Origin of the sequence: Halorubrum sp. AS12, from assembly GCF_051122765.1 — an archaeon.
GTDB classification, from domain to species: domain Archaea; phylum Halobacteriota; class Halobacteria; order Halobacteriales; family Haloferacaceae; genus Halorubrum; species Halorubrum trapanicum.
In genome coordinates, this window is the sequence record NZ_CP185385.1 from 1,722,739 (window position 1) to 1,743,326 (window position 20,588).

A 20,588-nucleotide genomic window follows, 5' to 3' on the forward strand; every position below is an offset into this window, starting at 1 on the left:
CTGAGGCTCCGCACCGCTCGTCGTCACCGCTTTGTATTGGCTCGCCGAACCGGAGTCCATGTACGTCGAGTTCGACCGCGACACCTGCGTCGGGATGTTCCAGTGCGTCGCCGAGTGGGACGCCTTCGAGAAGAACCTGAACGACGGGAAGGCCGATCTGGCGGGGAGCACCGAGGAGGAGGATGACCTGTTCGTCGTTGAGGTGCCCGACGACGAGGAGCTCGACGCGAAGTTCGCGGCGCGCTCGTGCCCGGTCGACGCCATTGAGGTGTACGACGACGACGGCGAACAGGTGGTGTGAACGGTTCCGTGCAATCGGTTGGTTGCTTATAAACTGGTGCTGATGTTTCGATCCGGGTGAACGCCTGCGCCCGCCTCTCGGCCGCCCCTTCGAATCCCGCCCCGCACAGCGACCGCACCTCGCGCCTCCCCAGCCTCGCGGTTCGCGCTCTCCGAGCGCTCACCGCGTCCAGCGAGAATCAAAGATTCTCTGGCAGCCGGCGCTACGCGCCGGCGACCTCGCGCGTGCTCCTCGCGGCCGCCTTCGGCGGCCACTCGCAGGCGCGCGCCACCGCGGATCGTTTTATAAGGTGTCCGTCGCCGTCGACGGTCGCGGCCGCGCTCGTTGTCTCCCGTCATCGCGGTCTTCCGACGGTTTAAATCGGGTCGGCGCCCAGACTCCGGTAATGGAACCGAGTTCGCTCTCCGGGCTCCCCGCGGGCGTCGGCGAGGCGCTCGAAGCGGAGGGCGTCGCGGAGCTGTACCCGCCCCAGCAGGCGGCCGTCGAGGCGGGCGTCACCGACGGCGAGAGCCTCGTCGCGGCGGTCCCGACGGCCTCCGGCAAGACGCTGATCGCCGAGCTGGCGATGCTCTCCTCCATCGAGCGCGGCGGCAAGGCCCTCTACATCGTCCCGCTGCGCGCGCTCGCCAGCGAGAAGAAGGCCGAGTTCGAGCGCTGGGAGGAGTTCGGCGTCACGGTCGGCGTCTCCACCGGCAACTACGACTCCGACGGCGAGTGGCTCGCGAGCCGCGACGTCATCGTCGCCACGAGCGAGAAGGTGGACTCGCTCATCCGCAACGGCGCGCCGTGGATCGACGACCTCACCTGCGTCGTCAGCGACGAGGTCCACCTCGTCGACGACTCGCACCGCGGTCCCACCCTCGAAGTGACCCTCGCGAAGCTCCGCAAGGTGAACCCCGGACTCCAGACGGTCGCGCTCTCCGCGACCGTCGGCAACGCGGACGTCATCGCCGAGTGGCTCGACGCCGAACTCGTCGAGTCCGACTGGCGCCCCATCGAACTCCGGACGGGCGTCCACTTCGGCAACGCGATCAACTTCGACGACGGGAGCCAGCGCGAGGTGCCCGTCGAGCGCGGCGCGGACCAGACCGCGAAGCTCGTCGGCGACGCCCTCGACACCGAGGAGGACGGGCAGGGCGGCTCCTCGCTCGTCTTCGTCAACTCCCGGCGCAACGCGGAGTCGTCGGCCCGGAAGCTGGGCGAGGTCACCGCCCCGCGGCTCACCGGCGACGAGCGTGACCGCCTCCGCGACCTCGCCGAAGAGATCCGCGGCGTCTCCGACACCGACACCTCCGAGGACCTCGCGGACGCGGTCGAGCAGGGGTCGGCGTTCCACCACGCCGGCCTCGCGAGCGAACACCGGAGCCTCGTCGAGGACGCCTTCCGCGACCGCCTGATCAAGTGCGTCTCCGCGACGCCGACGCTCGCCGCCGGCGTCAACACCCCCGCCCGCCGGGTGATCGTGCGCGACTGGCGGCGCTACGACGGCGAGTTCGGCGGGATGAAGCCGCTCGACGTCCTCGAAGTCCACCAGATGTGCGGCCGCGCGGGCCGCCCCGGACTCGACCCCTACGGCGAGGCGGTGCTGCTCGCGAACGACGCCGACACGCAGGAGGAGCTGTTCGAGCGGTACGTCTGGGCCGAGGCCGAGCCGGTCCGATCGAAGCTGGCGGCCGAACCCGCGCTCCGGACCCACGTCCTCGCGACGGTCGCCTCCGGCTTCGCCGCCACCCGCGAGGGGCTGCTCTCCTTCCTCGATAACACCCTCTACGCGACCCAGACCGACGACGAGGGTCGCCTCGCCGCGGTCACCGACACCGTCCTCGACTACCTCGAAGTCAACGGCTTCGTCGAGCGCGACCGCGACGGCGGGAGCGAGGGTCTCGCCGCGACCGGGATCGGCCACACGGTCTCGCGGCTTTACCTCGACCCGATGAGCGCGGCCGAGATACTCGACGGTCTCCGAACCGTCGTCGACGGCGCGGAGGCGACGCCCGACGCCGGAGACGGCGACTTCGTTCCGGCGGATGAGGCCGGTCCGGGTCTCGACCCGGACGCCGATGCGGACCCCAGCGCCGACGCGGACGAACCGGGATTCACGACGTACACGCGGGCGGGCGACGACGAAGAGCGCGAGGCCGACGCGGAGTCGAACGAGGAGACCGAAGCGGATACCCCCACCGTCACCCCCCTCGGTCTCTACCACCTCGTCAGCCGGACCCCGGACACCTACGAGCTGTACCTCAAGTCCGGCGACCGCGAGGAGTACACCGAGGTCTGCTACGAGCGCGAGACGGAGTTCCTCGGCGACGTGCCCTCCGAGTACGAGGACGTGCGGTTCGAGGACTGGCTCGCCGCGCTGAAGACGGCCCGGCTCCTCGAAGACTGGGCGAACGAGGTGGACGAAGACCGGATCGCGGAGCGCTACGGCGTCGGCCCGGGCGACATCCGCGGGAAGGTCGACACCGCCGAGTGGCTCCTCCGGGCGGCGGAGACGCTCGCGGGCGACGTGGAGGGTATCGACGGCGACGTGGTCGTTCAGGTGCGCGAGGCCCGCAAGCGGCTGGAGTACGGTGTCCGCGAGGAGCTGCTCGATCTGGCGGGCGTCCGGAACGTCGGTCGCAAACGCGCCCGCCGCCTCTACGAGGCCGGCATCGAGAGCCGCGCGGACCTCCGGGAGGCCGACAAGGCGGTTGTGCTGGGCGCGCTCCGCGGCCGCGAGCGCACCGCCGAGCGGATCCTAGAGAACGCCGGCCGCGAGGACCCCTCGCTCGACGGCGTCGACCCCAATCGGTCGGCCTCGGCGGCGGCGACCGCCGGCGCGGACGCCGACGGCGACGGCGACGGACAGGCCAGTCTGGGTGATTTCGGGTGACGGATCCCGCGGTCGACGCCGACGGGGCGCCGGCGCCGGGCCCCGCGGTCCGCCTCGTCGCCGGAACCTTCGCGATCGCCGACCTCGACGCGTTCCTCGCCGACCTCGACGAGATCGCCGCGGAGACCGGCGCGGTCGTTCAGGCGTTCGACGCCGACCTCGTCGTCTCGGCGACGCAGCTCCGCGAGGCCGCACGGCTCGCCGCGCGGGCGATCGCTCGCGGCGAGGCAGTCGCGCGCGACCCCGGCGTCGAGATCATGCTGTACGCGGCCGGGAGCCGGCAGATAGACCGCGCCCTCAAACTCGGGGTCTCGGAGGGCGAGCGCTCCGCGGTCGTTCTCCTCACCGACTTCGGCGACGTGTCCGGCTCCGATCGCTCGGCCGCGGACCTCGACGCGGCGAGCGAGGCGATCCGCGCGCTCGCCGTCGATTCGGCTGACGACCCCGACGGCGACGCGATCGGAGTCGGATTCGACGAGACCCGCGTCCGCGAGTTCTACGGCGTCACCGATCGCGAACTCGCCGCGACGAACGGCGACCTCGCCGATCTGGTTCGCGAGCGCGTCGCGCTGCTGGACGTCGAGAAGTGACGATCACCCCTTCGTTTCAACTGGAAACCGCGGGACGGGGACACCTCTGCGTTCCAGCCGAAGCGAAGACGGCAGAAGTAGTCCATCCTGGATTCGAACCAGGGTCGTTGCCCCCAGAAGGCAACAGGATTGGCCACTACCCCAATGGACTGCGTACTCACCGATAGCCAGTACGTGTTTGTAAGCGTTGCGCGTTGCGGCCGCCGTGCGATCGGTTGACGGTGTCGCCCCGCGCCGGCGGTCCGCGGTCGCGTCCGACCGTTTTCGGTCCGCGGTCGTGTCTCCCCGCCTGCGGTGTTGACGCCGTCGCGGTCGCGATGAGACAGATCTTCGCCGTTCGGGGATCGCGTTCGTGCGTACATCGACGCGTTTTACACGACCCAATCCGCACGAAGCTGTATGTACGTCGGACGATTCGTCGTCGTCGCGCCCGGCATCGGCGGCTACCGCGTCTCCTCGCGCTCGTTCCCGAACCGCCGCGTCCGCGACCGCGGCGGGACGCTCACCGTCGGCCCGACGCCGGACGCGCCGGAGACCGACAACCCCTACGTCTCGTACAACTGCGCGCGAGCGGTCGAGACCCCGACCGGGGAGCCGCTGGCAGTCCTCGGAAACGGCTCGCACGTCGACCCGATCGCGGAGAAGCTCGAACGGGGCTATCCCGCCCGCGACGCGCTCGCGTCGGCGCTGCTCGCGCTCGACTTCGAGAAGGACGACTACGACACGCCCCGGGTCGCCGGTGTCGTCGGCGCGGAGACGGCGACGATCGGGACCGTCCGCCGCGACGCGCTGCTCGTCGAGACCGTCGACGAACCCACCGTGGTCGCGACCTACGAGACCGACTCCCCCGAGCCGTACGACCTGACCGCGACCGACGCCGCGTCGGCCGCGACCGAACTGCTGGCGGCCGACCTCGAACACCCGGTCTGCGCCGCGGGCGCGACCGTCGACGCCGACGGCGTCTCGCTCGCGTTCGACAACGGCGACGACTGACCGAGCGGCCTCGCGGGCGACGCGCCGGAGGCGGCCGACCGGTCGCGACCGACCGCATTTCCGGCTCCCGACGCCTTTTGCCTCCCCCGTCCGACTGACGCGCATGGAGCGCGTCACCGCGGCCGACTACCAGGACATCGCGGTCCCGTCCGACCCCCGAATTTCGCCGGACAGCGACCGCGTCGCTTTCGTGCGCCGACAGCCGAACGACGACGACAGCTACGAGACGACGGTGTACCTCGTCGACGTTGCGGGCGACGGCGACCCGCGCCGACTCACCCTTCCAGAGGGGTCCGACGCCGAACCGCGCTGGAGTCCCTCCGGCGACCGGATCGCGTTCACCTCCACCCGCGGCGCCGCCGACGACCGCCAGCAGCTGTGGGTCCTCCCGCTCGACGGGGGCGAGGCCCGCCGCGTCACCGACGTAGTCGGCGGCGTCTCCTCCATCGCGTGGTCGCCCGACGGCGAGCGGATCGCGTTCGTCCAGTCGGTGACCGCCGACGACCGGGAGACCGACCGCGACCTCGCCGTGCCGGACGACTACGAACCCGACGAGCACCCGGACCCGCGCGTCATCGACCGGACGGTCTACCGGGCCGCCGAGCGCTACTTCGACGGCCGCCGCCCCGGCGTGTACGTCGTCGACGCGGACGCGACCGTCGGGGGCGTCACGGACCCCGACCCGGCCGAGTCCGGCGCAGTCACGCGGGTCACCGACCGCGACGCCGACTTCGCCGCCCCGTCGTGGGGCGACGCCGACACGCTGTACTACACCGAGTCGGTCGGTGACGACCCAGACGACTCCGTCGAGATCGCGATCCACGCTCACGATCTCGCGGCCGACGAGGCCGAGCGCGTCCACACCACGACCGGCTGGGGAGCCGACCTCGCGGCGACCGCGGGCGGCCGCGTCGCGTTCACCCACGCGGAGCCGGACCAGGTGTCGATCGCAGCCGACCGACCTCCGCGTCCTCGACGCCCAGTCGGGGGAGGTCACCGACCTCACCGGCGACCTCGACCGCGGCCTCGGCCGGGGGACCGCGCCGCAGTGGGGACCGGACGACGAGACGCTGTACTTCGCGACGCCGGACGAGGGGAAGACGGCCCTCTGGCACGTCCCCGCGGACGGGAGCCGAGAGCCGGAGCGCCTGCTCCGGCCCGGCACCGTCTCCGCCGCGACCGTCGGCGGCGAGACCGACGCCGGTCCCGAATCGGTGACCGTCGCCTTCGCCGCCAGCGAGTGGGACCACCCGGGTGACGCGTTCGCTTACGACGCCGCGGCCGACGAGACGACCCGCCTGACCGAGCTGAACGCCGACTACCTCGACGAGCGGGCGATCGGCGAGCCGGAGGCGCTCCGCTTCGAGTCCGACGGCGTCGAGATTCAGGGGTGGCTGCTGACACCGCCGGAATCCGGCGCTGACGCCGACTCCGCGGGTGCTGACGCCGACGCTGCGGAGGCCGGCGACGCCGACGAACGGTACCCGCTCGCGGTCGAGATCCACGGCGGCCCGCACGCCATGTGGTCGACCGCGGGGACGATGTGGCACGAGTTCCAGACGCTCGCGGCCCGCGGCTACGCCGTCTTCTGGTCGAACCCCCGCGGCTCGACCGGCTACGGCGAGGAGTTCATGCAAGCCATCGAGCGCGACTGGGGCGCGGTCACGCTCCGCGACGTGATGGCGGGCGTCGAGACGGTCGCCGACCGCCCCGAGATCGACGCGTCGAACGCCTTCGTCACCGGCGGCTCCTTCGGCGGCTTCATGACCGCGTGGGCGGTCGGCCAGACCGACTACTTCCGCGCGGCCGTCTCCCAGCGCGGCGTCTACGACCTCACCGGCTTCTACGGCTCGACCGACGCCGCCTACAAGCTCGTCGAGGGCGACTTCGACACGGTCCCGTCCGAGGAGCCGGCGTGGCTCTGGGAGCAGTCGCCGACCGGCCACGCCGACGCGGTCGACACGCCCACCCTCCTGATCCACTCCGAGGACGACACGCGGACCCCGATCTGTACGGCGGAGCTGTACCACCGGATCCTCCGCAAGAACGGCGTCGACACGCGATTCGTCCGGTACCCCCGCGAGGGTCACGAGCTGTCTCGGTCCGGCGAGCCGGCGCATATCGTCGATCGCATCGAACGGATCGTCCGCTGGTTCGACGGCTACTCCGAGCACCATGACGCGGACCACGCGCTCGACCGCCCCGAGGACGACGGGCTGACCGCGGGCGAAGAGTCGGACGGGGCGGAGGAATAGGCGTCTTCCTCCCTGAAACGGACTCAGCGCTCGTCGGGGTCGAACGCGTCGATGGCGTCGTGGACGTCCGCGACCCACTCGTCGAGGGCGTCGTGGAGGCGGCGCTTCGCCTCGGGAACCGGGATCGCGGTGTATTGGTAGACGTACCCGCCGGAGTCGAGCAGTCGGCGGCGACGCTCGACGAGTCCCTTCTCGCGGAGCGTCGACAGCGACCGGTTCACGTTCGACCGGTCCCGGTCGAGGGCGTCGGCGAGCTCGGAGACGGTGCTGCCCGGGTACTCCAACAGCGCGAGATATGCGCGGCTCTCGTGGTCGCGCACGCCGAAGACACAGGAGAGGACGTGCTCGAACGAGGGAGACCGGTCGCCGACGAGGTCCTCGATTTCGGGGTCGCTCATGGAGATCGGTTCGCCCGCAGCGAGGTTAAATGTCGGTTTCCGTCCGTCCGCCGCGTCACTCCTCGGTCGCGTATCCCATCTGGTCGATACAACCCCGCATCCCCGACTCGTCCGCGTGCCGGTGGAGGTTCGTCGGCGTGTCGCAGTGGTACGTCTCCCCGTCGTACCGCAGGGCGACCTCGTGGGTGGCGCCGGCGACCTCGACGTCGACGAGGATCCGCCGGCCGTCGTTGAGTTCGTCGATGAGTTCGTCGACGGACAGCTCGCCCGCCTCGACCCGGAGTACCTCGTTCATGGGTTCGATTCGGCGGTCGGCGAGTTAAAGCCGACCGATGTGTCTCGGCGCGGCCGGACCGCCATCGCGGCCCGCCCGCTGCGGTCGCGTCCGCCCGGTGCGCTCACCTGCTGCGGTCGCGTCTGCCCGGCGCACGCCCCCGTCACGTCGTCGTAGAGTCCGGGCCGCCCTCCTCGGCGGGCGGCTCGACGCCCTCGGCGGCCGCGACGTCGTCGGTCCGCTTCTCGGTCTCGACGTGCCAGCGGTCGATCTCGGACTCGTAGTCGCCGAGCACCTCGGAGACCTCGCTTTTCAGCTCGTCGTCGTTGACGTTCACCTCGAAGACGAACGTCTCGCCGTCCTCGGCGCGGGCGACCTCCTGGATGTTGGCGCTGACGAGCTCGTTGTCGAAGTAGTACGGCGCCATCTGGGTCATCACGTTGCGGTAGACGGCGTCCTCCACCTTGCGGAGCGCCTTCCGGCTGGCCGAGTCGGCCGCGCGGGCGACGTGTTCGATCGACTCGCCCCAGCTCTCGCGGGCGCTCTCGGTGTCGTTTTCCTCGACCTTCTCGTAGGACTCCGTGAGCTTCTCGCCGGCCGTCTGGAGGTCGTCGCCGGGCGACTGCCCCGCGCGCTCGCCTTCCCCCTCGTCGACGGACGCCTGCGCCGCGGTCTTCTCCGAGACGTCCTCGTCGATGCGCTCGTGGGTCTTGGGGCGCCACTCGTCGAACTCGTAGTAGGCGTCGCCGTCGACGCCGACCTCCCGGAGCGCGAGGGCGATCCGCTCGCCGTGCTCGACGACGTCGCCCCAGTCGCCGCGCACCTTGAAGCCGGAGATGCTCTCTTCCATCGGATGGCCCGGGGTAGGATACGGACGCGTATAAATCTCTTCGCGTGTCGCGGCCGGAGACGCCGCCGCTCTCGCGGCCGACGCCCTTTTGCGGCCGCCGCGGGAGGCGTTCGCATGGGCTACCGCGTGGTCGACGTCGACGCCGTCGAACCGGAGCCGGACCGTCCCTGCGAGTGCCGGAAGCTGTCGGATCCGGGCGGACTCGACGCCGTCGCGATCAACCGCTTCCGCGCCGCCCCGGGCGAGCAGCTCCCACTCGCGTACCACGCCCACGAGACCCAACAGGAGGCGTTCTACGTGATCGAGGGGACGCTCGCGGTCGAAACGCCCGCCGAGACCTACGAGGTGCCGACCGGCGACCTGTTCGTCGTCGACCCCGGACACCCGCAGCGCGCGTACAACCCGGCCGACGCGGCGGGACCGGTGACCGTGCTGGCGGTCGGCGCGCCCCCGGCGACAGATGACGTCGTCGTCCGCGACTCGCCGGCCGCGGATTCGGATTCGAAAAAGCGCTAAACGCCGAGGACGGAACTCCTCGACTCGGCGACGAGACGTTCGGAGGCGGCGCGATCGGTTACGCGGCGTTGCCCTCGGGTAGTTCCTCCTGCTCCTCCGGGGTCTCGTCGCCCTCGCCCAGGTCCGGCTGCTCGGTGTCGCCGGGACTCGGACTGTGAATGTCGCTGCCGAGCGCGCCCCACACGAGGTACAGCATCGTGGCGACCATCAGCACCGTCACGGCGACGCTGACGATACTGACCGCGGAGACGTATTGGAACATGCCCGGGGGTCGACGGCCGGGATGTATCAACGTATCGGCTCGGATCGCGTCCTCCGGCGGTCGCCGGGCACGTGGCGGCTTCCCGATTCGCCACGTTTTAAGGCCGTTCCGGGCTGGATTTCGGACAATGACGATCGAAGACCGCGACGACGCGCACCTCATCACGCACGCGCTGGCGACGGACACCCTCTCGCGGCTGCGCGACGTCGAGACCGAGCAGGTCGCGTTCCGAAAGGGGCTGGTGAAGCTCGGCCGCATCTGCGGCTACGAGATCATCGACGGCGCGATGGAGACGGAGTACGTCCCCGTCGAGACCCCCTTAGAGGAGACGACCGGCGAGCGCGTGAAGGGACTCGACGACGTGGTTATCATCAACGTCCTCCGCGCCGCGACCCCGTTCGTCGAGGGGCTGTTGAAGGCGTTTCCCCGCGCGAAACAGGGGGTCATCTCCGCCGGCCGCGACGAGGAGGCGGGGATGACCGACGATGGGGAGTTCCCGATCACCATCGACTACGTGAAGCTCCCCGAGATCAGCCCCGACGACACCGTGATCGTCGCGGACCCGATGCTCGCGACGGGGTCGACGATGGTCGCCGTCCTCGACCACGTCCTCGACGAGGCAGACGACTTCGAGGACCTGTTCGTGCTCTCCGCGGTCTCCGCGCCCGCCGGTCTCGTCCGCGTGAGCGAGTCCGTTCCGGAGGCGGATCTGTTGACGGTCGCCATCGACGACCACCTCGACGACGACGGGTTCATCGTTCCCGGACTCGGCGACGCCGGCGACCGCGCGTTCCGGACGGTCTGAGGGCGAGGCGACGGCCGCGACGCTCGCCGCGACGTACTTTTAAGAGCCGCCGCCGCGACCGGGACGACATGAGCGACGCGCCGACGACCGAGCCCTGCGACGCCTGCGGCGAGCCGACGACGGACGCGCTCTCGCGTACCGTCCGGCTGAGCGTCGACCGGGCGAACATCGACACCCAGCGCCTCTGTCCCGACTGCTTCGCCGACTGGATCCAGCGCTACCAGGACCGCCTCGGCTCCGGTGACGACGGGGGCGACGACAGCTCCGAGATCATCGTCGACTGAGGTCGACGACCGCCCGGTCCCTTCGCTTCCGCCGTCGACGGCCGAACTCCTTCGTTTCGGCCGGCAACGTCCGTTCCGACCGCCCGTCTTAAGCCGCGGCGGAACGGACCTCGACGTAATGGATCTCGCCATCGACGCCCCGGTCCCGGCGGCGCCCGACTGCGCCGTCGACGGGACGTGGCTCGCCTGTATCGAGTGCGACGAGACGTTCGCGCCCTTCGAGGCGGTCCGGTACACCTGCGACGAGTGCGGCGGCCTGCTCGAAGCGCGGTACGACGACCCGCCGACGTTCGACGAGTTCGGCGCGGGCGCGCCCTCCGAGGGTCCCGACCGCGGCGTCTGGCGCTACCGCGAGGCGCTCCCCTTCGACCTCGGCGTCACGCTCCCCGAGGGCGACACGCCGCTCCACCGCGTCCCCCGCATCGAGGAGTCGGTGGGCGTCGAGGCGCTCCGGATCAAACACGAGGGGATGAACCCCACCGGCTCGTTCAAGGACCGCGGGATGACGGTCGGCGTCCGCGTCGCGAAGGAGCTGGGCGTCGGCGCGCTCGCGTGCGCCTCGACCGGAAACACCTCGGCCGCGCTCGCCGCGTACGGCGGCCGCGGCGGCATGGAGACGCTCGTCCTCCTCCCGGAGGGGAAGGTCGCCGCCGGGAAGATCGCGCAGGCGAGCCTCCACGGCGCGCGCATCCTGGAAGTCGACGGCAACTTCGACGCCTGCCTCGACATCGTTCAGGAGCTGGCCGCCCGCGGCGAGGCGTACCTGCTCAACTCCCTGAACCCGTTCCGCCTGGAGGGCCAGAAGACGATCGGCTTCGAGATCTTAGAGGAGTTCCGCGACGACTACGGCGCGTTCCCCGACCGGATCGTCCTCCCCGTCGGCAACGCTGGCAACACCGCGGCGCTTTATAAGGCGTTCCGCGAGCTTGTCCAGGCGGGCGCGCTCGACGTCGACGAGGTCCCCAAGCTCACCGGCGTCCAGGCCGAGGGGGCCGCGCCGATGGTCGAGGCGATAGAGGAAGGGAACGACGAGGTCCGGCGCTGGGAGGAGGTGGAGACGCGCGCGACCGCGATCCGCATCGGCAACCCCGTCAACGCGCCGAAGGCGATCCCCGGGATCCGCAACACCGGCGGCACCGCCGTCGCCGTGAGCGACGAGGCGATCACCGACGCCCAGCGCGACCTCGCCGAGGAGGGCGTCGGCGTCGAGCCCGCCTCCGCTGCGAGCCTCGCCGGGCTCAGGAAGCTCCGCCGCGAGGGCGTCGTTGCGGACGACGAGCAGGTCGTCTGCCTGACGACCGGGCACCTGTTAAAAGACCCCGACGCCGCCTACGAGGCCGGCGGCGACCCCGAACCGGTCCCGAACGACGTGGACGCTGTCGTCGACCACCTGCGCGAGTAAAATCGGTCCAGAGGGGTGTCAGAATCGAATTTCAACTGCTCGACTTACAATCGACCAACACCGGGACCAGCGAACAGATCGAGATCAGCGAGGAGACGTACGATCGGCTCTACCGACGGAAGATCGGCGACGAACCAGTTGACGCGGTTCTCGAACAGCTACTCGATCAGAGCGAACCCGATCGAGACGACGAGTCGGACGGTGAGTGACCGGGCCGCTCGGCAACTTGACACCTTCAGTTATAAACTGAACCGATCGTGAGGGAAGCCGCTCGCAAACAGCCGGTTGTTCTTGTGTATCGCTCGACGCGCCCTACTCGTCCGCGCGCCCGTCGGCGCCGTCTAGCGTGATCTCGGTGATCTCGACGATCCGGTCGTCCGCGAGCAGCTCATCGAGCGCCGCGTCGGGGACGGCCGAGTCGAGGTTGTAGACGGTGAGCGCCTCCCCACCCTGCGTCTCGCGGCCGTTGAACATCCCGGCGATGTTCACGTCGTGGTCGCCGAGGACGGTGCCGATGAGACCGATGACGCCCGGCTCGTCGGTGTTGCGCGCGACGAGCATGTGGCCGTACGGGACCGCGTCGACGCGGAACCCGTCGATACGGACGATACGGGCGTCCTCGCCCGCGAACAGCGTCCCCTCGACCGCGATCTCGTCGTCGCCGTTGCGCACGGTGACGCGGACGAGGCTCTGGAAGTCGTCGGTCTGTCGGGTCTTCGACTCCGTCACCTCGATGCCGCGCTCCTCGGCGAGCCGCGGCGCGTTCACGGCGTTCACCTGCCACTCCAGGGGTTCGAAGACGCCTTTGAGGGCCGACGCCGTGACGAGGTCGACCTCCTCCGCGGCGATGTCGCCCTCGTAGGTCGTCTCCACCTCCGTGATCCTGCCGTCGAGCAGCTGCGCGGCGACCTTCCCGGCGGTCTCGGCCACGTCGATGTACGGCTCGATCCGCGGGAACGCGCTCTCGTCGACGGAGGGCGCGTTGAGCGCGGTCAGGACCGGCTCGTCGTCGAACGCCGCGAGCACCGCTTCCGCGGTGTCGACCGCGACGTTCTCCTGGGCCGCCTCCGTCGAGGCGCCGAGGTGCGGCGTCAAGACGATCTCCTCGACGTCGAGCAGCGGCGAGTCCTCGGGGAGCGGCTCCTCCGCGAAGGAGTCGAGCGCGGCGCCCGCGAGGACGCCGTCGTCGACCGCTTCGGCGAGCGCGTCCTCGTCGACGATGCCGCCGCGGGCGCAGTTGATGAGGTAGCCCCCCTCGAGCTGGGCCAGCTCGGTCTCCCCGATCATCCCCTCCGTCTCCGGGAGGAGCGGGGTGTGGATCGTCGCGAAGTCGCCGGCCGCGAGCGCGTCGTGGAGGTCGTCGACCAGCTCGGCGCCCATCCGCTCGGCGCGCTCCTCGGAGATGTACGGGTCGTAGACGACGAGATCCATCCCGAGCGAGTCGAGCCGCTTGGCGACCTCCTGGCCGACGCGGCCGAGACCGACGATGGTGAGCGTCTTGTTGTTCACCTCGGTGCCGAGGAACTCCCCTTTCGCCCACTCGCCGCCGACGAGGCGGCCGTGCGCCTGCGGGATCGAGCGCGCGACGGCGAACGTCATCGCGACGGTGTGTTCGGCGGCGGCGCGGACGTTGCCCTCGGGCGCGTTCGCGACGATGACGCCGTGGTCGGTGGCGGCTTCGATGTCGATGTTGTCGACGCCGATGCCGGCGCGGCCGACGATGACGAGGTCGGAGGCGGCCTCGAAGACGGCCTCGTTCACGTCGGTTCCGGACCGCACGATCAGCGCGTTGGCGTCGGCGACGGCGGCGAGCAGCGCGTCGCCTTCGGCTTCGTAGTCGGTGACGACCTCGTGGCCGGCGTCTCGGAGTCGGTCCAACCCCGCGTCCGCGATGGGGTCGGTCACGAGTACCTTCATGCCGAAACGCACCCGCGGCGCGGGGTTAACGCTTTCCGAATCGCGCCGTTTTGCCGCCCGGACGGATCCGCGCTCGTGGGTATAGACCCCTCTGTTTCCGGTGGAGAGTACGCGTTCGTGTACACTCTCCGCGTCGGTCCTGTGTTCCCTCCTCGTCGGTACTGCCTTTTATACGCGGCCGCATGTCCGGGACATGGACCTCACGATCGCGTTCGTCGGCGTCGGCGCCATCCTCGCGCTGACCGCGGTGAGCGCCTTCTTCTCCAGTTCGGAACTCGCGGTGTTCTCCGTGCCGACCCACCGGATCGACTCGCTCGTCGCGACCGATGTCCCGGGCGCCCGGGCGCTGTCGGCGCTGCGCGACGACTCGCACCGCTTCCTCGTCACCGCCCTGGTGAGCAACAACGTCGCCAACATCGCGGCCGCGTCGGTCGCGACCGCGGTGTTCGTCCGGTTCGGCTTCTCGGGGGGCGAGGCGGCCACGGGGTCGACGCTCGTCACCTCGCTTTTCGTCATCGTCTTCGGCGAGATCGCGCCGAAGTCGTACGCGGTCGCCAACGCCGAGACACACGCCCTCCGCGTCTCGCGGATCGTCGTCGCGATCCAGCGCGTTCTCCGCCCCGTGCTGTACGTGTTCGAGGCGCTCTCCGGCGTCGTCAACCGCTTCACCGGGGGCGAGTCGGACATCGAGTCGTACCTCACCCGCGAGGAGATCGCGACGCTCGTGCGCTCCGGCGAGGCGGCGGGCGCGCTCGACCCCGACGAGGGCGCGATGATCCGCGGCGTCCTCGATCTGGAGACCACGACCGTCGCCGCGGTGATGGTCCCCCGGACCGACGTGGTCGCGCTCCCGGACACGGCGACGCCCGCGGACGCGCTCTCGCGGGCCGCGAGCGAGGGCGTCACGCGGATGCCCGTCTACGGCGAGAACCGCGACGACGTGGTCGGCACCGTCGACGTGCGCGACGCGATCCGCGCCGACGAGACCGGCGCCGACCTCGCGAGCGCGCTGCGGGAGCCGACGTTCGTCCCCGAGACGAAACCCCTCGACGAGCTGTTCGCGGAGATGCGCGCGAGCGAGGCGCGGATGGTGATCGTCGTCGACGAACACGGCGCGGTCGTCGGAATCGCGACGCTGGAGGACCTCTTCGAGGAGGTGGTCGGCGAGCTGGTCGGGCGGTGGGAGACGGACGCCGTCGACGTGGTCGCGCCCGACGCCGCGGTCGTCCGCGGCTGGACGACGGTGTCGCACCTCAACGAGACGCTCGGCCTCTCGCTGCCCGCGGACGCGGGCGCCGAGACCGTGGCGGGACTCGTCACCCGACAGCTCGGCCGGCTCCCCGCTGAGGGCGACCGCGTCACGGTCGGCGACGTCACGCTCGCCGTCACCGGCGCCACCGCGACCCGGGTCACCCGAGTCCGAGTCGAACACGCCGACGAGAACGGGTTCGCGGCCGACGTCGACGGAGCCGCCGACGGATCTGGCGGCCTCGCGTGACCGTCGTCGCCTCGCGTGCCCGCCTTCGCCCCGCGTGCCCGCCTTCGCCCCGCGTGCCCGCCGCCGTCGGCGAGGAGCGACGCACGCGGTAACCGAACACACATAACACAACATACATCTGCCTCCGACGGGTCCCAACAGACACGTTCTCGATCATGGTGAGCCGTTGGGCGTGTGGCCGATGCGATTTCGTCGCGTGGACGCGGGACCGTTCGGAGATGGCCGAAGTGACGGGGTCGCACCTGCTCGCCCACCACTCGGACGCGCTCTCGAAGTCCGACTTCCGCGTGAGCTGGGACTGCCCGTACTGCGCCACCGCCAAGACCGCCTACGACACCGACGGCGCGGTCGCCGAGTTCAAGGCGCACCTCCACGACCACGTGGCCGATCGGATCGCCGACGGGGTTCACGTGGCGGACCAGATGGGGTGGGACGGGGTCGTCCGCGTCGACGCCCCGCCGACCGGCGGCGAGGCCGACGCGCTCCGGGCGCACTTCCACGGCGCCGCGGGACTCGTCGTCGCCGTGACGCCGACGCCGGAGCGGCTGGTCCGTACGCTCGACGAGCGCCTCGCGTCGTGGCCCCGCCGGACGGTGATCGTCAGCACCGGCGAGTACGACTTCGAGGCGACCCCCGACGTCGACTTCGAGGGTCTCGACGTCGAGATCGTCGAACTCGACCCCCGCCTCTCCCCCGACGAGGTCGGCGAGACCGTCTCGCGGATCCTCGACGCTAACCACGAGTCCGGCGAGCGCGTCTCGCTGGAGGTAAGCGTCTTCCACCAGATCGTCGCCGCCTTCGACGTCGAGCGCGCGGTCGCGTTCGTCCGCATGCTCGCCGCGCGCCTCGACGATGCCGGCGGCGTGTTACAGCTGTACGTCGACGCTGACGCGGACCGCAACGTCGCCACCGTCCTGAACTTCCTCGACGAGACGATCGACCTGACGGTCGCCGTCGACGACGGTCGGTTCGTCCGTCGGCCGTAGACGCCGCCACTCGGACTCTCTGCCGCCCTTCCCCCGCCTACCCTTCGTAGCTCTCCGTGTAGTCCGCGGGCCAGCGAACGTATACGTACTCGACGTGGCGGTCCGCGGCCGCCTCCACGACCGCCCGCTTGAACCGTCGTAACACCGCTCTGGCGCGCTCGCGCGCGCTCTCGGAGACCGTCCCGTCGCTCGCGAGCGACCGGAGCTTTCGCTCGACGTCGACGCCAAGCGAGGACTCGGCCGCGCCGTCCGGTGGGGCCTCCTCGGCCGGAGTCTCCCCGACCGCGTCCTCCGAGACGATCCGCGGCAGGTACGCGGCGGCGAGGTCAGCCACCAGTCGGTCCCGGTGATCGAGCGCGTCGACCAGCCACTCCACCGCGGTCGACCGGTCGGCGGCGGTCGGGTCCGCGGCTTCGAGGAGTTCGCAGTACAGCCACGCCGCGTACCGCTTGGTCTCGGCGTCGACACGCTCTCGCGACCCGGGGGTCGTACCCCCGTTTCCTCCCGCCCGGTCGCCAGCGGTTCGCTCCGTCGCGACCGATCGGAACACGGCGAGCAGGCCGTCGGCCTCGAAGGGTCGCTCGGTGAGGAGGCGGTCGCGCACGTCGCCCGCGGGAACTGCCCCCGCCTCGGCGATCACCGTGGCGACGGATCTCGCGGCCGTCCGCCGCACCGCCTCCGAGGGGTCCCGTAGCGCCCCGATCAGTACCCCGGCCGCGTCCCGTCGGTCGAGTTCTCCCAGTCGGTCGACGGCGGTGAGGCGAAGCCGCTCGTTCCCGCGCCGCGCCGCGAGCGCGAGCAGTTCGACCGCGTCGTCGGTGTCCATCGCGACGAGCGCGTCGGCCGCGGCGCCGCGCACGAGGTCGTTCGGCGCGTTCACCAGCGGCCGGACCGCCTCGACCGTCTCGCCGCCGACCCGCGCGTATCCCCTGACGGCCCGGGCGCGGACCCGCGCGTCGTCGTCGTCGAACGCCTCGCGGAGTCTGGGTGCGGCGCCCTCACCGCCGACGGCCGACAGCCCGGTCGCGCCGAGCATCCGATACGCGGCCCGGTCGTGCCCCAGCCAGCGCGAAAACGTCTCGGCGGCGCCGCGTCCCGCCTCCTGCTTCCCGTCTCCGTCGTCGTCGGAGCCTCGCCGTTCGGCGATCCGCCGCGCCAGCCGGTCGACGTGGTCGTCCCCGTGGAAGTATAGCGACTCGATCGCCGCCGCGCGGACGGCCTCGTCGGGGTCGTCGAGCGCGATATCGAACAGCTCTTCGACGATCCGACCCGCGTCGGCGCTCATCGAACTGGAGGGATTACCGAGCGCCTCGGCCGCCTCGCGCCGCGTCGACGCGTCGAACCGCCGGTCGAGTCGCGCCAGCGCCGGGGGACGACCCCCGTCCGTGCGACCGCGGCCGTCGTCGCGGTCGGGACCGTCGTTCCGGCCGCGTCCGGCGCCGCCGCTCTTCGCCGACCCCGCGCCTCCCGCCGTTCGCGGCCCGTCGTCCATCTGTGAACCCCTCACCGATCCGGTACGTTAAACGTACGGCCGCGGCTATCAGCGGTGAGAATCACTCGGGAGACGAAGGTCACCTCGGCTCATCCGAGACCGAACTCTCGGACGACGGCGTACTCCGGTCCCGACTCGGTCAGCGTCGATTTTATCAGTCGGACCTCGTCGACCGAGAACGACCCGACCTTGGGGTCCTCGTCGTCGAGCGCGTCGCGGACCGCCTCGGCGCCGGTCGCGTTCTCGACGCGGGCCAGCGTGACATGTGGCGTGAAGTCGTGGTCGGTCGGGTCGACGCCGAGCGCGGTCGTCTCCGCTTCGAGGGCGTCGTGGAGCGCGGCCAGGTCGTCGCCGCCGCGGTCGAATCCGGTCCAGACGACCGAGATATATTCGCGGTTCGGGAAGACGCCGAGGCCGGTGATCGTACATTTAAAAGGGGCGACGGCGGCGCGGTCGACCGCGCGCTCGCCGGCTTCGATCACGTTCTCGACGGTGGGGGTGTCGGGGTCGCTTCCAACGTCGGATTCAGGCACATCGCCGAGGAACTTCAGCGTCACGTGCGCCTGTTCGGGGTCGACCGGGTTGACTCCGGACGCGTCCGCGAAGGGGGCTTGGGCGTCACCGATAGCGGGCGCGAGGGCCTCCGGGAGGTCGACGGCGAAGAACGCGCGCATTATCGAATATGGATCGATCGCGTTTGCTTATAAATCGTTGATGACGTGGGGAACGGGGTGGAAAAGCCTGCCGCTTGTTTATAAGTACCAATCAGCAGATCGACGGTGAACACCTCCAAAGCCCCAGTCGCGACGACTCGCGCGGCTCGCTGCGGTCCTCGGTCAGTCGCTTCGCTCCTTCCCTGCGGTCCTTGCGTCGCCGTGCTTCGTCCTCGCGACTGCCCCTTTGAGTCCCACCCCGCACAGCACCGCGACCGCACCTCACGCCTCCCCAGCCTCGTCAGTCGCCTCCGCTTCGCTCCGGCGACTGACTCCAGCGAGGGACCGGAGGTCCCTCTGGCAGCCGGCGCGTAGCGCCGGCGATCTCGCGCGTGCTCCTCGCGTCCTTCGGACGCTCGGAGGCACGCGCCACCGCGGATCGGTTTATAAGCGTTCGCGGAGCGTCTCGGCGGTCGCGTCGCCGACGCCGTCGACGTCGGTGAGGTCGTCGCAGGAGGCGTCGCGGACGTTCTCGACCGAGCCGAACCGCCGGAGGAGCCGGCGGCGGGTCTGGGGACCGACGCCGGGCACGTCGTCGAGGACCGTCTTCACCTCGTCGCGGACGGTCTGGTGGTAGGAGACGGCGAAGCGGTGCGCCTCGTCGCGCACGCGCTGGAGCAGGTGAAGCTCGGGCGCGTCGTCGTCCCACCGCCGGGTGCCCGTCGGGGTGACGACCAGCTCCTCGGCCTTCGCGAGTGCGACGACGGGCACGTCCCAGCCCGTCTCCGCGAGCGCGTCGCGGGCGGCCCCGAGCTGCCCCTCGCCACCGTCGATGAGGAGGAGGTCGGGGTCGGGGCGGTCGTCCTCGCCGTCGAGCGCGCGCTCGGCGCGCCACCGGATCAGCTCGCGCATGTTGGCGTAGTCGTCGTTACGCTCGGTGAGCTTCTTCCGCCGGTAGTCGGCGGTCTCCGCGCTCCCGTCGACGAAGCACACGTCGGAGCCGACGACGGCGGTGCCCTGCGCGTGGCTCACGTCGAACCCCTCGATCCGGGCGGGGCGGGAGATTCCGAGTCGCTCGCCGAGCGCGCCGGCAGGGTCGTCGCGCCCGCCGCGCTTCCGGGCGTTCTTGAGGGCGAGTTCGACGAGCTTCGCCTCGCGGCCGGCGCCGGGGACCCGGACCGCCACGCCCTCACCCTCCAGCCAGTCGACCACGTCCGGGTCGGCGGGCCGCTCGGCGAGGAGGACCGCGTCCGGGAACTCCCGCTCGGCGTAGTACTGCGCGAGGAACGCCGCGAGGACGGCCGCGGGGGTGTTGGCGTCGGGGTCCGCCTCGTCCTCCTCGTCCGCTCCCTCCCCGCTCGCGTTCTCCACCGCCGCCGCGTCGAGTTGGTGCCGAGTCCGGTCGACCAGCTGGCCGCGCTCGCTGTGGAGCCGGGCCACGCGAGCGGTGTCGCCCTCCACCGCGGCCGCCAGCACGTCGACGGTGCGGTCGTCGGTGCGGTCGCTGACGGCCTCGCCGCCCTCGCCGTGGAACGCCTCGACCGCTTCGAGGCGGTCGCGGAGGTTCGCGGCGCGCTCGAACTCGTTCGCCTCGGCCGCGGTCTCCATCCGGCGCCGCAGGGGATCGGCGAGAACGCCCGTCTCGCCCTCGAAGAAGCGCCGCGCGGCCGCCACGTCCTCGGCGTAGTCTTCGGGGGATATCTCGCCGGTACACGGCGCCGAGCAGATCCCCATCTCGTAGTCGAGGCAGGGCCGGTCGCGGCCCTCGTACTTGTGGTCCGAGCAGCCGCGGAGGCCGTACACCTCCCGCACCGCCTTCACCACGGTCTCGACGCGGCCCACGTCGGTGAACGGGCCGTACGCGACCGCGCCCGCCTCGGGGTCGCGGGTCACTTCGATTCTGGGGACCTCGTGGTCGGAGAAGGCGACCAAGGGGTACGACTTGTCGTCTTTCAGCCGGACGTTGTACCGCGGGCGGAGCCGTTTGATCAGGTTCGCCTCCAAGAGCAGCGCCTGCGTCTCGGTGTCGGTGACCGCGAACTCGATCCGGTCGGCGCGCTCGACCATCCCGCGGATCCGGCCCGAGCGCGGGTCCGCGTACGACCGGACTCGATCGCGGAGGTCGAGCGCCTTCCCGACGTACAGCGTCGTCTCGCCCTCGCGGAACTGGTAGACCCCCGGCTCCGTCGGGAGGTTTCCGGCCCGCTCGCGCACCGCGTCGGCGTCCATCGGTCTCG

At 71.0% G+C, this 20,588-nt stretch carries 18 protein-coding genes and 1 pseudogene; 11 read left to right on the forward strand and 8 right to left on the reverse strand.

Annotation, left to right across the window (positions count from 1 at the left end; all coding sequences use genetic code 11):
* Positions 1-58 precede the first annotated feature (58 nt).
* The 5 genes and pseudogenes from ACODNG_RS08675 (at position 59) to ACODNG_RS08695 (ending at position 7,014) form a co-directional block, all read left to right on the forward strand.
* Positions 59-301, forward strand: coding sequence for a ferredoxin (locus tag ACODNG_RS08675; RefSeq protein WP_434520983.1), 243 nt, complete (start codon positions 59-61; stop codon positions 299-301).
* Positions 302-686: 385 nt separating this feature from the next.
* The gene (locus ACODNG_RS08680; RefSeq protein WP_434520984.1) at positions 687-3,176 is read left to right on the forward strand and encodes an ATP-dependent DNA helicase; all 2,490 of its coding nucleotides are present in this window, start codon (positions 687-689) and stop codon (positions 3,174-3,176) included.
* On the forward strand, positions 3,173-3,766 hold the full coding sequence (gene cgi121, locus ACODNG_RS08685) for a KEOPS complex subunit Cgi121 (protein ID WP_434520985.1): 594 nt from the start codon (positions 3,173-3,175) through the stop codon (positions 3,764-3,766). Before ACODNG_RS08680 ends, cgi121 begins: the two co-directional genes overlap by 4 nt.
* A 399-nt stretch (positions 3,767-4,165) precedes the next feature.
* Positions 4,166-4,759 carry an IMP cyclohydrolase gene (locus ACODNG_RS08690; protein ID WP_434520986.1) on the forward strand — a complete coding sequence of 198 codons (594 nt, stop codon included), beginning with the start codon at positions 4,166-4,168 and terminating at the stop codon, positions 4,757-4,759.
* A gap of 103 nt (positions 4,760-4,862) precedes the next feature.
* Positions 4,863-7,014, forward strand: a pseudogene (locus ACODNG_RS08695) (prolyl oligopeptidase family serine peptidase).
* A 23-nt stretch (positions 7,015-7,037) separates the two neighbouring features.
* Here ACODNG_RS08695 and ACODNG_RS08700 read toward each other — a convergent pair.
* The 3 genes from ACODNG_RS08700 to ACODNG_RS08710 all read right to left on the reverse strand — a co-directional run bounded on the left by ACODNG_RS08700 (position 7,038) and on the right by ACODNG_RS08710 (position 8,536).
* Positions 7,038-7,412: a helix-turn-helix domain-containing protein gene (locus ACODNG_RS08700; protein WP_210113788.1), complete on the reverse strand. Its 375-nt coding sequence runs from the start codon at positions 7,410-7,412 to the stop codon at positions 7,038-7,040.
* Between the two features lie 55 nt (positions 7,413-7,467).
* Positions 7,468-7,707, reverse strand: coding sequence for a hypothetical protein (locus ACODNG_RS08705; RefSeq protein ID WP_434520987.1), 240 nt, complete (start codon positions 7,705-7,707; stop codon positions 7,468-7,470).
* Positions 7,708-7,849: 142 nt separating this feature from the next.
* The gene (locus ACODNG_RS08710) at positions 7,850-8,536 is read right to left on the reverse strand and encodes a DUF5828 family protein (protein WP_434520988.1); all 687 of its coding nucleotides are present in this window, start codon (positions 8,534-8,536) and stop codon (positions 7,850-7,852) included.
* A 114-nt stretch (positions 8,537-8,650) separates the two neighbouring features.
* On the opposite strand from ACODNG_RS08710, the gene ACODNG_RS08715 reads away from it, so the two are divergent.
* Positions 8,651-9,052: a cupin domain-containing protein gene (locus ACODNG_RS08715; RefSeq protein ID WP_434520989.1), complete on the forward strand. Its 402-nt coding sequence runs from the start codon at positions 8,651-8,653 to the stop codon at positions 9,050-9,052.
* Between the two features lie 58 nt (positions 9,053-9,110).
* Here the strand turns inward: ACODNG_RS08715 and ACODNG_RS08720 are convergent, their stop codons facing one another.
* The gene (locus ACODNG_RS08720) at positions 9,111-9,314 is read right to left on the reverse strand and encodes a hypothetical protein (RefSeq protein ID WP_434520990.1); all 204 of its coding nucleotides are present in this window, start codon (positions 9,312-9,314) and stop codon (positions 9,111-9,113) included.
* 127 nt (positions 9,315-9,441) lie between these two features.
* Here ACODNG_RS08720 and upp point away from each other — a divergent pair, with 127 nt between their 5' ends.
* The 3 genes from upp (at position 9,442) to thrC (ending at position 11,805) form a co-directional block, all read left to right on the forward strand.
* Positions 9,442-10,119 carry a uracil phosphoribosyltransferase gene (gene upp, locus ACODNG_RS08725; RefSeq protein WP_434520991.1) on the forward strand — a complete coding sequence of 226 codons (678 nt, stop codon included), beginning with the start codon at positions 9,442-9,444 and terminating at the stop codon, positions 10,117-10,119.
* Between the two features lie 68 nt (positions 10,120-10,187).
* Positions 10,188-10,403 (forward strand): DUF7569 family protein, encoded by a 216-nt coding sequence (locus ACODNG_RS08730; RefSeq protein ID WP_210113801.1) that lies wholly within the window; start codon positions 10,188-10,190, stop codon positions 10,401-10,403.
* A 118-nt stretch (positions 10,404-10,521) separates the two neighbouring features.
* On the forward strand, positions 10,522-11,805 hold the full coding sequence (gene thrC / locus ACODNG_RS08735) for a threonine synthase (protein ID WP_434520992.1): 1,284 nt from the start codon (positions 10,522-10,524) through the stop codon (positions 11,803-11,805).
* 312 nt (positions 11,806-12,117) lie between these two features.
* On the opposite strand, the gene serA is transcribed toward thrC, so the two are convergent.
* Positions 12,118-13,722 (reverse strand): phosphoglycerate dehydrogenase, encoded by a 1,605-nt coding sequence (gene serA, locus ACODNG_RS08740; protein WP_434520993.1) that lies wholly within the window; start codon positions 13,720-13,722, stop codon positions 12,118-12,120.
* Positions 13,723-13,915: 193 nt separating this feature from the next.
* Between serA and ACODNG_RS08745 the strand changes: the two genes are divergently transcribed.
* Positions 13,916-15,220: a hemolysin family protein gene (locus ACODNG_RS08745; RefSeq protein ID WP_434520994.1), complete on the forward strand. Its 1,305-nt coding sequence runs from the start codon at positions 13,916-13,918 to the stop codon at positions 15,218-15,220.
* Between the two features lie 155 nt (positions 15,221-15,375).
* A complete protein-coding gene (locus ACODNG_RS08750; protein ID WP_434520995.1) occupies positions 15,376-16,206 on the forward strand; it encodes a DUF7504 family protein in 831 nt (276 codons plus the stop codon).
* 37 nt (positions 16,207-16,243) lie between these two features.
* Here the strand turns inward: ACODNG_RS08750 and ACODNG_RS08755 are convergent, their stop codons facing one another.
* From ACODNG_RS08755 to ACODNG_RS08765, 3 genes are all read right to left on the reverse strand, one after another.
* A complete protein-coding gene (locus ACODNG_RS08755; protein ID WP_434520996.1) occupies positions 16,244-17,698 on the reverse strand; it encodes a HEAT repeat domain-containing protein in 1,455 nt (484 codons plus the stop codon).
* A gap of 89 nt (positions 17,699-17,787) precedes the next feature.
* Positions 17,788-18,372: an RNA 2',3'-cyclic phosphodiesterase gene (gene thpR / locus ACODNG_RS08760; protein ID WP_434520997.1), complete on the reverse strand. Its 585-nt coding sequence runs from the start codon at positions 18,370-18,372 to the stop codon at positions 17,788-17,790.
* 423 nt (positions 18,373-18,795) lie between these two features.
* Complete coding sequence (locus tag ACODNG_RS08765) at positions 18,796-20,580, reverse strand: excinuclease ABC subunit C (RefSeq protein WP_434520998.1); 1,785 nt, start codon at positions 20,578-20,580, stop codon at positions 18,796-18,798.
* Positions 20,581-20,588 lie beyond the last annotated feature (8 nt).

Bases quoted from the DNA above. Each gene is read 5' to 3' on its own strand.
- ACODNG_RS08710 (WP_434520988.1), bottom strand. From the start codon at position 8,536: ATGGAAGAGAGCATCTCCGGCTTCAAGGTGCGCGGCGACTGGGGCGAC.
- ACODNG_RS08730 (WP_210113801.1), top strand. From the start codon at position 10,188: ATGAGCGACGCGCCGACGACCGAGCCCTGCGACGCCTGCGGCGAGCCG.
- ACODNG_RS08765 (WP_434520998.1), bottom strand. From the start codon at position 20,580: ATGGACGCCGACGCGGTGCGCGAGCGGGCCGGAAACCTCCCGACGGAG.
- thrC (WP_434520992.1), top strand. From the start codon at position 10,522: ATGGATCTCGCCATCGACGCCCCGGTCCCGGCGGCGCCCGACTGCGCC.
- ACODNG_RS08720 (WP_434520990.1), bottom strand. From the start codon at position 9,314: ATGTTCCAATACGTCTCCGCGGTCAGTATCGTCAGCGTCGCCGTGACG.
- ACODNG_RS08680 (WP_434520984.1), top strand. From the start codon at position 687: ATGGAACCGAGTTCGCTCTCCGGGCTCCCCGCGGGCGTCGGCGAGGCG.
- ACODNG_RS08750 (WP_434520995.1), top strand. From the start codon at position 15,376: ATGGTGAGCCGTTGGGCGTGTGGCCGATGCGATTTCGTCGCGTGGACG.
- ACODNG_RS08675 (WP_434520983.1), top strand. From the start codon at position 59: ATGTACGTCGAGTTCGACCGCGACACCTGCGTCGGGATGTTCCAGTGC.
- ACODNG_RS08690 (WP_434520986.1), top strand. From the start codon at position 4,166: ATGTACGTCGGACGATTCGTCGTCGTCGCGCCCGGCATCGGCGGCTAC.
- ACODNG_RS08745 (WP_434520994.1), top strand. From the start codon at position 13,916: ATGGACCTCACGATCGCGTTCGTCGGCGTCGGCGCCATCCTCGCGCTG.
- upp (WP_434520991.1), top strand. From the start codon at position 9,442: ATGACGATCGAAGACCGCGACGACGCGCACCTCATCACGCACGCGCTG.
- ACODNG_RS08715 (WP_434520989.1), top strand. From the start codon at position 8,651: ATGGGCTACCGCGTGGTCGACGTCGACGCCGTCGAACCGGAGCCGGAC.
- ACODNG_RS08705 (WP_434520987.1), bottom strand. From the start codon at position 7,707: ATGAACGAGGTACTCCGGGTCGAGGCGGGCGAGCTGTCCGTCGACGAA.
- serA (WP_434520993.1), bottom strand. From the start codon at position 13,722: ATGAAGGTACTCGTGACCGACCCCATCGCGGACGCGGGGTTGGACCGA.
- ACODNG_RS08755 (WP_434520996.1), bottom strand. From the start codon at position 17,698: ATGGACGACGGGCCGCGAACGGCGGGAGGCGCGGGGTCGGCGAAGAGC.
- ACODNG_RS08700 (WP_210113788.1), bottom strand. From the start codon at position 7,412: ATGAGCGACCCCGAAATCGAGGACCTCGTCGGCGACCGGTCTCCCTCG.
- thpR (WP_434520997.1), bottom strand. From the start codon at position 18,372: ATGCGCGCGTTCTTCGCCGTCGACCTCCCGGAGGCCCTCGCGCCCGCT.